Source organism: Sphingomonas sp. BK036, from assembly GCF_004216825.1.
In the GTDB taxonomy this organism is placed as follows: Bacteria; Pseudomonadota; Alphaproteobacteria; order Sphingomonadales; family Sphingomonadaceae; genus Sphingomonas.
The window spans coordinates 724117-738794 of the sequence record NZ_SGXR01000003.1 but is presented as its reverse complement, the minus strand read 5'-3'; the positions used below and the strand labels follow the sequence as shown (position 1 = coordinate 738794).

Below are 14678 nucleotides of genomic sequence, written 5' to 3'. Positions count from 1 at the left end.
CCCCCCGTACGTCACCCCAGCGAAAGCTGGGGTCTCCCGTTTGGCTCGCGACGTGGCTGCAACGGGAAGATCCCAGCTTTCGCTGGGATGACGAGGGGGCGGGCTGTTCCGGTGTCCAGGATAAGCAGCGGGCAGCGGGCAGCGGGCGGGGGGCGGGGACAGACGTCTAACAGGACAACCATACGCCAAGGGCCGCCGGCACGCCGCGGAGGATAATCGCGCGCCCCCCGGCTTAATCGGTCAGCCCGTGGAGCAGCAGCAGGACGACAAACGCGACCAACACCGTGAATGCGAACGTCAGCAGCGCTACCGTCCGCCACGCCGCCGCGCGCTTGCGCAGTTCATACGCGCCGCGCAATTGCGCGAACATGTGGACCGGCGGAACCACCAGCGCGGCCAGCCGCAGCGTCGGATCGGGCACGCCGACGACATGTGCAACGATCAGCACGATCGTCAGCAGCATCATGAACGCGATCGAATATGTCACGAAAATCGCATGGTCGTACAGGGCATGCCTGCGTCGCCACAGGAACAGCAGCGCCACGAACGGCACCGATAGCGGAATCAGCCCCCAGCTATATTTATACGCGCTGCTCTGGAGCTTGTAGATCATCAGGCCGGGATTGGCGTTGGCCTTGGCGATGCCGTGATCGAGCCGCGCCCACCCCGTCTTGAACCCGAGATCGACGACCGGCTCCGAGCTGCCGCCGCGCTTGATGGTCGTGGCGATATCGAGCGCGCGGAGCGTGGTGCGCAGCGCCGCCGCGCGCTGGTCGAGTTCGGCGACGGGTGGGCCCGAATAGGCCGGGTCGCGTGTCGCGGCCGCGCGCTGCGCCTCGACCACGCCCAGCGCGGTGCGCGCCTTGGCGGTCTCGCGGGCATAGTCGGAGAGTTGGGTAGGGCGTTCGTCATTGACGATCGTGTCCGCAAGCTCGCCGCCGACCAGCCCGATCGTCGCGAACATCAGGAAGACGGTGAACAGGAACAGCGCGAGCGGCGACACGAACCGCGCGCGCTCGCCGTTGACATAGCGTCGCGTGAGCGTGCCGGGATGTAAGGTCAACAGCGGCAAGGTACGCCAGATCTTGCCCTCGAAATGGAAAACGCCATGCGCAATCTCATGCCCGATCCCACCGAGCGAGCGGTGGACGTGCGCCGACTGGCCGCAGGCTTGGCAATACGCGCCGAGCAATCGCGTCCCGCAATTGAGACAGAGTGCATCGTCCGTGCTGCCCATAGGCGGCCGATGCGGTTCGCCCGCGCCTGGTTCTACCGCGCGCCCGACCAGCGCCCCCGTGGCGATATCCGCCGCCGCCCCGATATCTCCGGTCATGCTTCCCCCCTGCAAGATCGGAAGCGTAACGAGTTCGCGGCGTTGGCGCGAGGGGCTTCGCATGCTAGCGCGCGGCCATGGACGCTGCAGCAAATCCAACCGACCTGATCGCCGATATGGGCCGCCGCGCGCGTGCCGCCGCGCTGGTGCTGGCGTCGCTGCCGACCGCGCGGAAGGCCGCCGCGCTGGCGTTGGCGGCGGAGTCGGTTCGGGCGGCGTCGGCGGAGATTCTGGCAGCGAATGCGGTGGACATGGCGCGTGCGACCGAGTCCGGACTGTCCGGCGCGCTGCTCGATCGGTTGCGGTTGGACGCAGGGCGGATCGCGGCGATGGCTGATGGCGTGGCAGCAGTCGCCGCGCTCGCCGATCCGGTCGGGCAAGTCATCGACTCGCGCGAACGACCCAACGGCCTCACGCTTTCGCGCGTTCGCGTGCCGATCGGCGTGATCGGCATCATCTACGAAAGCCGCCCCAACGTCACCGCGGACGCAGCCGCCTTGTGCGTGAAGGCCGGCAATGCCGCGATCCTGCGCGGCGGGTCCGAGGCGGTGGCAAGCAACCGGGCGATCCATGCGGCGCTGGTGGCGGGGCTGGAGGCGGGCGGGGTGCCCGCCGACGCGGTCCAGCTCGTGCCGATCACCGATCGTGCCGCGGTCGGCGCGATGCTGGCGGCGGACGGGGTGATCGACCTGATCATCCCCCGCGGCGGCAAGAGCCTCGTCGCGCGCGTCCAGGCCGAGGCGCGCGTGCCGGTGCTCGCGCATCTCGACGGCATCAACCATGTCTATGTCGATGCGTCGGCGGACCCGGCGATGGCGGCGGCGGTCGTCGTCGATGCCAAGATGCGCCGCACGGGCGTGTGCGGTTCGATGGAGACGCTGCTGATCCACCGGGCGTATCCCGAGGCTGCGGCGCTGATCCGGCGTCTGGCCGATGCCGGTTGCGTGGTGCGCGGCGACGCCGCGTCGCGCGCGCTCGTGCCCGACATCGCGGTCGCCGATGCCGCGGACTGGGACACCGAGTATCTCGACGCGATTGCCTCGGTCGCGATCGTCGACGGCCTCGACGCGGCGGTCGCGCACATCGCCTGCCACGGATCGCATCACACCGACGCGATCATCGCCGAGGACGCCGCGGTCGCCGAGCATTTTCTGAGCGCCGTCGACAGCGCGATCGTCCTGTGGAACGCCTCCACCCAGTTCGCCGACGGCGGCGAGTTCGGGCTGGGCGCGGAGATCGGCATCGCCACCGGCCGCCTCCACGCGCGCGGCCCCGTCGCGCTGGAGGGGCTGACGACCTACAAGTGGATCGGCCGCGGCACGGGGCAGGTGCGCGGTTGATGCGGTGTGTCGATCAGCGTAGCGTGAAGCCATGAACGCGTCCGTCTCGATCACGACTCCGCTCGATCCAGCCACCTTCGCGATGGTCGAGGAACTCGCGCAGTATCGCGGTATCACCGGCGAAGAGTTCGCAGCCGAGGCAATCCGGGAGGCGGCCCAGCATCATGCCGATATGCGCGCTTTCATCCAGGCCGGAATAGACTCCGCCGATCGCGGCGAACTGATCAGCCAGGAAGAGATGGAAACCTGGTTCGAAGAGCGTGTCGCTGCTCGACGGCAAGGATGAGCCGCACGAGTTGGGCGGCCCTTGCGCGGATCGATCTAGCGCGGATCGATGATTTCAATGCACGACACGATCACGACTACGCCGATTTGGTCGGTCGCGCTGCGATCGCCGCGGGCAATTTCCTGGCCGATTTTCCCGCTGCAGGTCCGGTCGTCGATCGCGACGAACGAAAATGGCGTGTGCCCGAAACCGACTATGTCCTGATCTATCGCATCGTTCCCCATGGCGTCGAAATCCTCCGAGCGTTTCATGCGCGGGAGAACTGGCGAAAATATCCGTGACCCACGTCGGCATTCTCGGCGGGTCGTTCAACCCTGCGCATCGTGGCCATCGCGGGATCACGCTTTCGGCAATCGACGCGCTCGCGCTCGACGAGGCGTGGTGGCTGGTGTCTCCCGGCAATCCGCTCAAGGACGCCGCGCGTGACATGGCGCCGCTGGCCGCGCGGCTCGCCTCTGCGCGGCGCATGGCGCGGCGCGCGCCGATCCGCGCGACCGATATTGAGTCGCGGCTGCACACCCGCTACACGCTCGACACGATCCGAAAGCTCAAGCGGCGCTACCCCAAGGTCCGCTTCATCTGGCTGATGGGCGCCGACAATCTCGCCGACTTCCACCGGTGGAAGAACTGGCGCCAGATCGCCCGCGAGGTTCCGATTGCGGTAATCGCGCGGCCGGGATATGACGGGCGCGCCCTCGCGGCCCCCGCGATGGGTTGGCTGCGGCGCTTCCAACGGCGCACAGACCATGCGAAGAGCTGGACGACGTGGAGATTGCCGGCCCTTGTGCTGTTGCGCTTCCGACCCGACCCGACCTCCGCAACCGGCCTTCGTGCCAAAAATCCCGACTGGGTCCAGCACTTTGCTGGTCCGGTAGTTTTACCCAGGAGCTGACTTGGCCACTTCCCCTACTGCCCCTCGCGCGACCGACCCCGAAGAGGTTGAGGCGCTGCATCGCCTGATCCTCGCGTCGCTCGACGACGACCAGGCGGTCGAGACGATCTCGATCCCGCTCGCGGGCAAGACCAGCATTGCCGATTACATGGTGATCGCCAGCGGTCGTTCGACCCGCCAGGTCGCCTCGATGGCGCAGAAGCTGGCCGAGCGGATCAAGGCCGAGTTCAAGCGCCCGGTGAAGATCGAAGGCCTGCCGACCGCCGACTGGGTTCTCATCGACGCGACCGACATCATCGTCCACCTGTTCCGCCCCGAAGTCCGCAGCTTCTACAATCTGGAGCGGATGTGGGCATTCGGCGATGCGCCGACGCCGCCGGCGATGCCGACATTCACCGACGAAGACTAAACCGACCCCGAGGCGGCGATGCTGCTCCACATCGTCGCCCGCGGACGGATCGGGCGGTCGCCCGAGGCGGACCTCGTCGACCGCTATCTCAAGCGGATCGTCTGGCCGACCAAGGTCAGCGAGCTTCCCGACACCGGCGGCAAGATCCCGCTCGTCGGCGACCAGACCAAGCGTATCCTGCTCGACGAGAAGGGCGAGACGCTCTCCTCGACGCAGTTCGCGCATAAGCTCGAGCGGTGGCGGGACGACGGCGTGCGCGAGGCGCGGTTCATGATCGGTGCTGCCGACGGCTTCGACGATGCCGCGCGCGACGAGGCCGACCTGCTCTTTTCCTTCGGCCGTGCGACATGGCCGCATCTGCTGGCGCGTGCGATGCTCGCCGAGCAGCTTTTCCGCGCGACCAGCATCCTTGCCAATCACCCCTATCACCGCGAAGGGTGATGCATGAGGCTAGGGGGCGTTCTCGCGATCGCGGCGCTGTTCGCGGCGGCGGGCGTCACCGCGCAGACTGACGCGCCGGAAATCGCGACCGAGCAGCAACGGCTGGTAGCGACCAAGCGCGATGCCGCGATCGCCGCCGCCCGCGCCGCCAAGCTCGCCGCCGCTGCCGCCCAGGAGCGCAATGCCGCCGACAAGGCCCGCCGCGAGGAGCAGGCGCTGGCCGCGCGCGTGACCGCCGCCGAAGCAAACCTCGCGACCGCCAGTGCGCGCGTGACGCTCGTCGATCGGCTGCTGTCCGATCAGCGCGCCAGGCTCGGCCGCGCACAGACCCCCGTCGCCCGCCTGCTGGCCGCGCTAGAGTCGCTCGCCCGCCGCCCGACGATCGCTGCCGTCGCGCAGCCCGGATCGGTCGCCGATCTGGTCCATGTTCGCGCGGTCCTCGGCAGCGCGTTGCCCGTCGTCCGCCAGCGCACCGAAGCGGTTCGCGCCGAACTGGCCGAGACGCGCCGGTTGCAGGCCAGCGCCGCGCTCGCCGCCAAGGCGCTCGCCGACGGTCGCGCGCGTCTGGAGAGCGACCGTCTCGCGCTGGCAACCCTGGAGGCCCGCCACCGGCAACGCAGCCAGTCGCTGGGTCGGGGGGCGATCAGCGAGTCGGACCGCGCGCTCGCGCTCGGCGAACGCGCGCGCGACCTGGTCGACGGGATGACGGCCACGACCAACGCCAAGGCGACCGCCGCCAGCCTGGTCGCGCTCGCCGGCCCGCTGCCACGCCCGATCGCCCCCGGCACGACTCCCCCGCCGCCGCCGCGCGGCGTGTATCGTGCGCCGGTGGCGGGCAAGCTTCTCACCGGCTTCGACGAAATTTCGGATGCCGGCGTCCGGTCGCGCGGCCTGACCTTTGCCACCGCCCCCGGCGCGCGTGTCGTCGCGCCCGCCGCGGGGACGATCCGCTATGCCCGCCGGTTCCGCGACTATGGGGTCATCGTCATCATCGATCACGCCGACGGGTGGACCAGCCTCGTCACCGGCCTCGCCGCGACCGACGCCAAGCCCGGCGACCGCGTCGCGATGGGCGCGCCGCTCGGCACTGCCCCCCGCGAGGACCCGCGCATCACCGTCGAGCTCCGCCGCCGGGGCCGCCCCGTCGATCTCGCGTCGCTGATGGGCGCGCGCTGATCGACCAAAGCGGTCCGCGTCAGCCCGCATGAACACCGACCCGCCTTTGCTCCGCGCGCGTTGCCGCCGACGCTCGGCTACGCTACGCCGTTACGACGCTAAGATACCGTCACTTCTCAGGTTGCAGGACCATCGATGCCTCGTCCTATACTGCGTACCCCGATCCTCTCCGCGACTGCCATCGTCGGCGCGCTGACGCTGATACCACTGGCCACCTCGGCGATGGCGGCGGTCGACACCGACACCTATCGCGAATTCGACCAGTTCCTCGACGTCTTCAACCGCGTGAAGGCGGAATATGTCGACAAGGTCGATGACAAGACGCTGATCAAGGGCGCGATCCAGGGGATGCTCGCCAGCCTCGATCCGCACAGCTCGTATGTCGACGCGCTCGACTATGAAAACCTGCGCATCATGACCGAGGGCAATTACGGCGGCCTAGGCCTGACGGTGCAGATGGAGGACGGCGCGATCAAGGTCGTCGCCCCGCAGGAGGACTCCCCCGCCGCGCGCGCCGGTGTCAAGTCCGGCGACTATATCACGCATATCGACGGCAAGCTGATCTACGGCGATTCGCTCGACGAGGCGGTCGGCAAGATGCGCGGCAAGCCCGGCAGCCGGATCACGCTCGGCCTCGTCCGTCCCGGCCGCGATAAGCCACTCGACGTGACGATGACGCGCGAGATCATCGTCCAGAAGCCGGTGAAGTGGGAAGTCCGCGGCAATGTCGGCTATATCAACATCAACACCTTCAGCGAGAATACCGGCGCCGACACGCGCGCGGCGATCATGGCGATCGACAAGTCGCTCGGCCACCGCCCGCTCGGCTATGTCGTCGACCTGCGCGAGAATGGCGGCGGCTTGCTTACCCAGGCGATCGAGGTCAGCGACGCGTTCCTCGACCACGGCGAGATCGTCTCGCAGCGCGGCCGCGAGAAGACCGATATCGAACGCTATTACGCCAAGCCCGGCGACGACGCGCACGGCCTGCCGGTCGTCGTCCTCACCGATCCCGGTACCGCGTCCGCGTCCGAGATCGTCGCCGGCGCGCTGCAGGATCATCACCGCGCGCTGATCATGGGCGAGCGCAGCTTCGGCAAGGGCTCGGTCCAGACCGTGCTCCCGCTCGGCCCCGAGACCGCGCTCCGCCTGACGACCGCGCGCTACTTCACGCCATCGGGCCGTTCGGTGCAGGAGGGCGGGATCGAGCCCGACATCAAGGTGCCGCAGCTCACCGATCCCGACTATAAGTCGCGCCCCGTGTTCCGCGAGGCGGACCTGCGCAAGCACCTGATCAACGAGGTGAAGGCCGACAATGCGGTGCTCGAGGAGGATACCAAGACCGATCCCCGCTTCGCGCAGACGCCCGAGCAGCTGAAGAAGCAGGGCATCGACGACTTCCAGCTCTATTACGCGCTGAAGACCGTCGCGCGCCTCGGCGGCGCCGCACAGGTCGCCGCCGCGACCAAGCCGCGCCCGATCAAGCCCGATCCGACCGCACCCGACTCAGCCAAGGTCCCCGGCAAGTGAGCGTGCGTCGCGGGCTTGGCATGACCAAGAACGAAGAGATCGCGCGCGCCATCGCGCTGCTGCTGCCGGCGTTCCTGCTGCTCGGCGCGCTCGGCTCGCAATATCTCGGCGGCCTGTATCCGTGCGAGATGTGCCACTGGCAGCGCTGGCCGCATTATTCCGCGGTGCTGATCGCGGGCGCGACGTTCTTCGTCCCCGGGCGATCGCTCCGCGCGTCGCTGGTGTTCATCGCCGCGTTGCTGATCGGGCTCAGCGGGCTGATCGGCGTCGCGCATGCCGGCGTCGAATATCATTGGTGGAATGGATTCACCGCCTGCACCACGACCGTCTCGATGGCCGGCACCACCGCTGCCGAGCGCCTTGCCGCGATCATGAACGCGCCGATGGTCCGCTGCGATTCGCCGCAGTGGAAGCTGTTCGGAATCTCGCTCGCGGGCTTCAACGCCATCTTTTCCCTCGCCGGTGCGTTCACCATATTCGCCCTCATGAGGAAGACGAAATGAGCAGCTGGAAGCCAGGCGACGCCAAGCGCGCGACCGATTCGATGATCCGCGTCGACCAGGCGGGTGAATATGGCGCGATCCGGATCTATGCGGGCCAGTTGGCGGTGCTCGGCGATCGCCACCCGGCGTCGCGATCGATTCACCACATGGCGCAGCAGGAGGAACGCCACCGCGCGTTCTTCGACCGGATGATCGTCGAGCGCCGCGTGCGGCCGACGGTGCTCCAGCCGATCTGGAAGGTCGCGGGCTTCGCGCTCGGCGCGGTGACCGCGGCGATCAGCCCGCGCGCGGCGATGGCGTGCACCGCCGCGGTCGAGACCGAGATCGACAAGCATTATGAGGAACAGCTCGTTCAGCTTGGCGCCAGCGATCCCGAGCTATCAGCGGCCATCCTCGACTTCCAGGCCGAGGAGCTCGAGCACAAGAATACCGCGATTGCCGCGGGCGCGGAGGAGACGCCGGGTTATCCGGTGCTCAGCGCGATGATCCGGCTGGGCTGCAAGGTCGCGATCGCCACGGCGAAGCGAATATAACAAGCGTACCAAACGCGTGGGAGTGATGCGTATGAAGATGCTTTTTGCGGCGGCTTTGCTCGTCGCCGGCCCCGCGGTCGCGCAGACCGCGCGCCCTGCACCGCCGACGCTGGCGCAAGTGCCTGCCAAGGCGCCGACGCTGGCGCCCGCCTTGCCCGGCGCCACGGGCAAGGCCAAGCCCGTCTCCGCCCCCGGCGAAGTCTCGCGTAGCGCGCCCATCAACGGCGTCCTCACGCTGTTTGGCAACGAGCGCTGCCCGACCAACCAGAATGGCGAAGAGATCGTCGTCTGCGTCCGCCGCAGCGCGCAGGAGCAGTACCGGGTCCCGAAGGAACTCCGCGAGTTCGTCGTAACCCCCGAGAACGCCAGCTGGGCAACCAAGGCGCAGGGTACACTCGACGCAGGCTCGGGCGTCAACACGATCGGCAGCTGTTCGGCGGTTGGCCCAGGCGGCGCCTCGGGCTGCTTCAACCAGCGCGTCAAGGAATCGCGCCTGGAGAACAAGACGCGCGCCGCAGAAGTACCTGTTCTTCCCTGAGTTGTTAGGTCGGGTCGGGGCCTGAACGGAGAGATCCCAGCGTTCGCTGGGATGACGGCGTTGGGGGGAGGGGGCGCTCGAATGCTGGAATAGAGCGAGAGCGACCTGCTTCTGAAGTTTCCCCCGTCCTATTCGTCCCACCCGTCACCTCCGCCCGCCACCGCCACCCGTCACCCCGCCCCCCCAATCCGTCACCCCAGCGAAAGCTGGGGTCTCCCACGATACGGCCGACGCCAGTCGCACACGACCGCCCGGTCCCAAACGGTCCCGCAGTGACTCCACCGGGTCTTTCCCCGGACCAGCGAGATCCCCAGCCCGCCACTCGCCATCCGCCCGGCGCCCCGCCACGCGCCTCGCCCCTGCTGTCCTACAACCACAGGACATGACATGCTCCCCGGATGACGGCCGCACTCTCCCCAAACCCGATCCTCTACCCCGCCGCCCAGCGTGCATCACGACCCGAAAACGATGCTGCGCGTGCGTCTATACTTCCTATACTTCACTCGCGCGCGGCCATTGATTCCAGACACTTACGGACGGGACCATGAGCATGACCAAACCCCTGCACATCGCCTTCCTGCTCTTCCCCAACGTGACTCAGCTCGACCTGACCGGGCCTGCGCAGGTCCTCTCGCGTCTCGGCAACGCGCGGCTGGACCTTGTGTGGAAGACGCTCGACCCGGTGCCCACCGATGCCGGCTTCTCGATCCTGCCGACCGCGACCTTTGCCGACGTGCCGTACGCGGACATACTCTGCGTGCCCGGCGGGTTCGGGACCAACGCCGTGATCGCCGACGACGAAGCGATGGCCTGGGTCGCAAGAGTCGGTGGGGAGGCGACATGGGTGACGAGCGTCTGCACCGGATCGCTGATCCTGGGCGCTGCGGGTCTGCTCGATGGCTTTCGCGCGGGGTGCCACTGGGCGCAGCGCGATATGCTGACGCTGTTCAACGCGATCCCCGTCGATGCGCGGACAGTGGTCGATCGCAACCGGGTAACCGGCGGCGGCGTCACCGCGGGGATCGACTTCGCGCTGACGCTGACGGCGATGATCCGCGGCGAGGCGCATGCCCGCGCGGTGCAGCTTGCGCTCGAATATGATCCTGCACCATCGTTCGACAGTGGCTCACCGGGCCGTGCTGGCCCGGACCTTGTCGCGACATATCAGCGCCGCGTGCAGTCTCTCGTCCCGACGCGCGACGACGATCTGCGCGCGTTGGCGAGGCGCCGGGGTTACGCCCGGGACGCTTAAGGGTGACGCTTCAAGCCGCGGACCCGGTGCCAGATGTAGAAGCCGATGAGCGCGATCAGGACCACGCCGATCAGCAGGTCGGCACTGTGGAACGCGGCCTTCACGCGGGGATCGCTGTCCCATTTGTCGCCCAATTTCATGCCGACCCAGGCGAGCCCGAAGCACCACGGCCATGATCCGATGAAGGTATAGATGTGGAACGGCACCAGTTTCATCCGCGCGACGCCCGCGGGGAAGGCGATGAACGAGCGGATCACGGGGAGGAGCCGTCCGATCAGGACCGCCATCGAACCCCAGCGTGCGAAGAACCGGTCCGCCGCGTCGAGCTCGCCTGGGCCGATCAGCAGGTACCGGCCCCAGCGCTCGGCCATCGGGCGGCCGCCGCGCTTGCCGATCTCGTAGGCGACGATCGAGCCGAGATTGCACCCGATCGCGCCCGCGGTGGCGGCGAGATACAGGTCGAACCGCCCGGTCGAGACGAGATAGCCGGCGAACGGCATGATGATCTCGGACGGCAGCGGGATGCAGGCGCTCTCGATCGCCATGAGCAACGCGATGCCGACATAGCCACCCGACGAAATGACGCCGATCGTGAAGGTGGCCAGTACGGCCAGGATCTTTTCGAACATGGCCCGGTCGATTGCGCGAACCGGGCGACGAAGGGAACCCCTAAACCGATCCCGTCCATCGGAACCGCGGCACGACTCGTTCGCTGGTGCGGCATGACAGACCTTACACTCAACGACGGCCGCTCCATGCCACAGCTTGGCATGGGCACGTGGCAGATCCCCGACAGCCAGGTGGCGGCGATCGTCCGCTCTGGGCTAGATATCGGCTTCCGGCTGGTCGACACCGCCGCGGTCTACGACAACGAACGCGGCGTCGGCGATGGCTACAAGGGGTCGGACGCGTTCCTGACGACCAAGCTTTGGAACGACCAGCAGGGCGATCCCGAAGCGGCGATGGACGAGAGCCTGGCGCTACTGGGCGTCGAGTCGGTTGATTTGTACTTGATGCACTGGCCAGTGCCCAAGCAGGACAGGTTCGTCGACGCATGGAAGGCGATGATCGGCTTGCGCGATGCCGGGAAGGCGAAATCGATCGGCGTATCGAACTTCCTGCCCGAGCATATCGACGCGATCGTCGCGGCGACCGGCGTGACGCCCGCGGTCAACCAGATCGAACTCCACCCGAACTTCCAGCAGCGCGAGCAGCGCGCCTATCACGAAGCGCACGGCATCGTGACGCAAAGCTGGAGCCCGCTTGGGCAGGGCAAGACGCTGTTGCAGGATCCAGCGATCGTCCGGGTCGCGGACAAGCATCGCCGGAGCGCGGCACAGGTGATCCTGGCGTGGCACCTGGCGAACGGCTTCTCCGTAATCCCGAAGGCGTCGGACGCGGAGCATCTCGCGGATAACTTCGCCGCGTTGGACCTGACGCTGGACGAGTGGGACATGGCCGCGATCGAGGCGCTCGACGATCCGGCCGGCCGATTGGGGCCAGAGCCAAACGCGATGTGATGGGTGGGGCGATAGGTGCTTTTCCCTAAGATACCGCCCCCTCGTCATCCTGACGAAAGTCAGGATCCAGAGCCAAATATTGCTGCGCTCGTAACCCTGGGTCCTGACTTTCGTCAGGATGACGCGGGAGTGGGGTTACAGCTCCGCTAGCCGCCCGCCGACCACCCGTAGATCCTCGACGAACCGAGCGTATTCCTCCGCCGCCTGCGCCGGATCGGGCAAGCGCAGCAGATAGCTCGGATGCACCGTAATCCACGCCTCGCCACCATCCGGCAGTTGCAGCGCCCGCCCGCGCTCCCGGCCGATCGTCATCACCTTGCCGAACAGCGACCGCGCCGCCGTCGCGCCCAGCGCCACCGTCACCTTCGGCTTGATCAGCATCTGCTCCTGCTCGATCCACCAACGGCATGCGTCGATTTCGCCGGCCCCCGGCTTGGCATGTATCCGCCGCTTGCCGCGCTGTTCGAATTTGAAGTGTTTCACCGCGTTGGTGACATAGGCGCGCGACCGGTCGACGCCGGCCTCCGCCATCGCCTTGTCGAACATCTGCCCGGCGGGGCCGACGAACGGGCGGCCGGCGATATCCTCCTGGTCACCCGGCTGTTCGCCGACGAACATCAGCGGCGCATCGACGGGGCCTTCGCCGAACACGGTCTGCGTCGCGGGCTTGTAGAGCGGGCAGCGCGTGCAGCCGGCGGCCTCGTCGCGCAGCGCCTCCCACGCAATCAGGCTGTTGCCGCCGACCGTGTCGCGCGCTCTCGCGATCATCCCGCTCTCCCGTGCCTGCGCCGCCGCGAGTAGGCCCGGCACCAACGCAGTTTCGGGCATGTTCTTCCAGTATTTCTTGGGCATCTCCTTCAGCATCGCGCCGATCTTCACGCGCGCCGGGTTGAAGGTGCTGGCGTAATAGGTCTTCCACACCTCCTCGGTCGGATCGCCGTCGGGGGCGTCGGCCTTGCTGGCGCCGGGGCCTTCCGAGAGCGCCTTGCCGTCCCAGTGGATCGAGACCTCGGGCGTCAGGATCGACCAGCGCATGCTGGCGAAGCGGTTGACGAAGAACGCGGCGTTGGCGCGGACGATGTGGTGGTCGGGCTCGAACCACGCGACGAAGCGCGGTGCGCCGTCGTCCTCGACCTCGCGGAAACGAAGGAACGCGCGCATCTTGTGGATGTCGCGGCGGACGTCCTTGGCGATCCGGTCGAGCCGGCGGACAAGCGGGTCGGCGCGGTCCTCGATCAGTTTGGGCTCGCGGCGCAGGCGGGCGAGCAGCGTGTAGAGCAGCGCAAACCGCTCGGGATCGCTGCCTAAGATTGCGCTGCGGGCGAGATCGAGGAAGGCGCGGGGGACGGAGAAGGCGCCGGGGGCTGGGGCGGGAGCAGGTTCGGCGACCGTCGCGAACAGGTCGACGGGTTCGTCGCCGACCTGCCAGACGACGTCGTCGGGCGGCACGTTCTCGGCGACCAGACCACGCGCTGCATCACGCCAGCCGTCGAAATCGTCGGGCTCGCTAAGCGTTACGACGCGCATCACCCTCCCCTGTGTGGGGAGAAATACGCTGTCACGCGAACATTTCCATCTGCTTGGGCTTTGGCTTGGGGGCGATTAGCGGGCGGAGGTCTGCGGTGTCCGAGAGTACCACCGGGCGCCAGTCCTCGGCGGTGATGAACGGGCGGAGCTTTGCGATCGACACCGTCAGGCGCGCGACATCCGCCAGATGGAGGCGGCGCCAGCGGCGGCTCGTCAGGATGCCGTTGACCGCTTTTACGCCGAGGCCGGGGACGCGGAGCAGCATCTCGCGGGGGGCGCGGTTGACGTCGACCGGGAAGGAGCCGCGGAATTTGAGCGCCCAGGCTAGCTTGGGGTCGATATCCAGCGGGAGCATGCCGGTGGCGTCGTCGGCGGCCGCGACCACCTCGTGCGGCTGGAATTCGTAGAAGCGCATCAGCCAGTCGGACTGGTACAGCCGGTGCTCGCGCATCAGCGGCGGGCGTTGCAGCGGCAAGACGGCGCTCGCATCGGGGATCGGGCTGAACGCGGAATAATAGACGCGGCGCAGGCCGAACCGGTCGTACAAGGTCGACGCCTTGCGCACGATGTCGCCGTCGGTCGCGGCGTCGGCGCCGACGATCATCTGCGTCGACTGGCCGGCGGGGGCGTAGCGCGGCGCGGACTTGTACTTGGCCTTGGCATCCTTGCCGTCGAGGATCGACGTCTTCACTTCCGCCATCGCGGTCTCGATGCGGACGCCGTCCTTTTCGGGGGCAAGGCGCTTCAGCCCGTTCGCGGTCGGCAGTTCGACATTGATCGACAGGCGATCGGCGTAGAGCCCCGCCTGGTGGACGAGCTCGGGGTCGGCGTCGGGGATCGTCTTGAGGTGAATATAGCCGCGGAAATGATGATCCTCGCGCAAGCTCCGCGCGACCTCGACCATCTGCTCCATCGTGTAGTTGGAGGAGGCGATGATGCCCGACGAGAGGAACAGGCCCTCAATATAATTGCGCTTGTAGAAGGCGATCGTCAGGTCGACGACTTCCTTCGCGGTAAAGCGCGCGCGGCGGACGTTCGAGCTCTTGCGGTTGATGCAGTAATGGCAGTCGAAGATGCAGCTGTTGGTCAGCAGGATCTTGAGCAGCGAGATACAGCGGCCGTCGGGGGCGTAGGCGTGGCAGATCCCCATGCCCTCGGTCGAGCCGAGCCCCTTGCCGTCCTTCGAATTGCGCTTCGCGGTCCCCGACGACGCGCAGGACGCGTCGTATTTCGCCGCATCGGCGAGGATCTCGAGCTTTTCGCGGGTGTCGAGTTGGGCCATTCGTTCGTCTTACGTTCCGTGATGGAAGGTGTCGAGTGATGGAGATCAACTTGCCGGCATGCCGCTATGTCGCTGAAGCGGCGTGGTTCTCGGTCGGGGCGTCAGAGTGAAGTATA

At 67.5% G+C, this 14678-nt stretch carries 17 protein-coding genes; 13 read left to right on the top strand and 4 right to left on the bottom strand.

Annotation, left to right across the window (positions count from 1 at the left end; all coding sequences use genetic code 11):
• Positions 1–232: 232 nt before the first annotated feature.
• Positions 233–1333, bottom strand: coding sequence for a DUF3667 domain-containing protein (locus EV283_RS03550; protein ID WP_130322697.1), 1101 nt, complete (start codon positions 1331–1333; stop codon positions 233–235).
• 77 nt (positions 1334–1410) lie between these two features.
• On the opposite strand from EV283_RS03550, the gene EV283_RS03545 reads away from it, so the two are divergent.
• The 12 genes from EV283_RS03545 to EV283_RS03490 all read left to right on the top strand — a co-directional run bounded on the left by EV283_RS03545 (position 1411) and on the right by EV283_RS03490 (position 10233).
• Positions 1411–2673, top strand: coding sequence for a glutamate-5-semialdehyde dehydrogenase (locus EV283_RS03545; RefSeq protein WP_130322695.1), 1263 nt, complete (start codon positions 1411–1413; stop codon positions 2671–2673).
• Positions 2674–2704: 31 nt separating this feature from the next.
• Entirely contained in the window at positions 2705–2959 is a 255-nt protein-coding gene (locus EV283_RS03540; RefSeq protein ID WP_130322693.1) for a hypothetical protein, read from the top strand.
• A complete protein-coding gene (locus EV283_RS03535; protein WP_082445033.1) occupies positions 2956–3240 on the top strand; it encodes a type II toxin-antitoxin system RelE/ParE family toxin in 285 nt (94 codons plus the stop codon). The genes EV283_RS03540 and EV283_RS03535 overlap by 4 nt, the downstream gene beginning before the upstream one ends.
• Positions 3237–3851, top strand: coding sequence for a nicotinate-nucleotide adenylyltransferase (locus tag EV283_RS03530; RefSeq protein ID WP_242615764.1), 615 nt, complete (start codon positions 3237–3239; stop codon positions 3849–3851). The genes EV283_RS03535 and EV283_RS03530 overlap by 4 nt, the downstream gene beginning before the upstream one ends.
• 1 nt (position 3852) lies before the next feature.
• On the top strand, positions 3853–4260 hold the full coding sequence (gene rsfS / locus EV283_RS03525) for a ribosome silencing factor (protein WP_055873704.1): 408 nt from the start codon (positions 3853–3855) through the stop codon (positions 4258–4260).
• Between the two features lie 18 nt (positions 4261–4278).
• The gene (locus EV283_RS03520; RefSeq protein ID WP_130322689.1) at positions 4279–4701 is read left to right on the top strand and encodes a 23S rRNA (pseudouridine(1915)-N(3))-methyltransferase RlmH; all 423 of its coding nucleotides are present in this window, start codon (positions 4279–4281) and stop codon (positions 4699–4701) included.
• Positions 4702–4704: 3 nt separating this feature from the next.
• Complete coding sequence (locus tag EV283_RS03515; RefSeq protein ID WP_130322687.1) at positions 4705–5877, top strand: peptidoglycan DD-metalloendopeptidase family protein; 1173 nt, start codon at positions 4705–4707, stop codon at positions 5875–5877.
• A 135-nt stretch (positions 5878–6012) separates the two neighbouring features.
• Positions 6013–7407 carry a S41 family peptidase gene (locus EV283_RS03510; protein WP_130322685.1) on the top strand — a complete coding sequence of 465 codons (1395 nt, stop codon included), beginning with the start codon at positions 6013–6015 and terminating at the stop codon, positions 7405–7407.
• Positions 7408–7427: 20 nt separating this feature from the next.
• Positions 7428–7910, top strand: coding sequence for a disulfide bond formation protein B (locus EV283_RS03505; RefSeq protein WP_130323884.1), 483 nt, complete (start codon positions 7428–7430; stop codon positions 7908–7910).
• Complete coding sequence (locus tag EV283_RS03500; RefSeq protein WP_056411780.1) at positions 7907–8443, top strand: demethoxyubiquinone hydroxylase family protein; 537 nt, start codon at positions 7907–7909, stop codon at positions 8441–8443. The genes EV283_RS03505 and EV283_RS03500 overlap by 4 nt, the downstream gene beginning before the upstream one ends.
• A gap of 31 nt (positions 8444–8474) precedes the next feature.
• Positions 8475–8981 carry a hypothetical protein gene (locus EV283_RS03495; RefSeq protein WP_130322683.1) on the top strand — a complete coding sequence of 169 codons (507 nt, stop codon included), beginning with the start codon at positions 8475–8477 and terminating at the stop codon, positions 8979–8981.
• 550 nt (positions 8982–9531) lie between these two features.
• Positions 9532–10233, top strand: coding sequence for a DJ-1/PfpI family protein (locus EV283_RS03490; protein WP_130322681.1), 702 nt, complete (start codon positions 9532–9534; stop codon positions 10231–10233).
• Here EV283_RS03490 and EV283_RS03485 read toward each other — a convergent pair.
• The gene (locus EV283_RS03485) at positions 10230–10862 is read right to left on the bottom strand and encodes a DedA family protein (RefSeq protein WP_130322679.1); all 633 of its coding nucleotides are present in this window, start codon (positions 10860–10862) and stop codon (positions 10230–10232) included. The genes EV283_RS03490 and EV283_RS03485 overlap by 4 nt on opposite strands.
• Positions 10863–10955: 93 nt before the next feature.
• Here EV283_RS03485 and EV283_RS03480 point away from each other — a divergent pair, with 93 nt between their 5' ends.
• Positions 10956–11753, top strand: coding sequence for an aldo/keto reductase (locus EV283_RS03480; protein WP_130322677.1), 798 nt, complete (start codon positions 10956–10958; stop codon positions 11751–11753).
• Positions 11754–11888: 135 nt separating this feature from the next.
• On the opposite strand, the gene EV283_RS03475 is transcribed toward EV283_RS03480, so the two are convergent.
• Complete coding sequence (locus EV283_RS03475; RefSeq protein WP_130322675.1) at positions 11889–13280, bottom strand: UdgX family uracil-DNA binding protein; 1392 nt, start codon at positions 13278–13280, stop codon at positions 11889–11891.
• A 31-nt stretch (positions 13281–13311) separates the two neighbouring features.
• Positions 13312–14562: a putative DNA modification/repair radical SAM protein gene (locus EV283_RS03470; protein WP_130322673.1), complete on the bottom strand. Its 1251-nt coding sequence runs from the start codon at positions 14560–14562 to the stop codon at positions 13312–13314.
• Positions 14563–14678 lie beyond the last annotated feature (116 nt).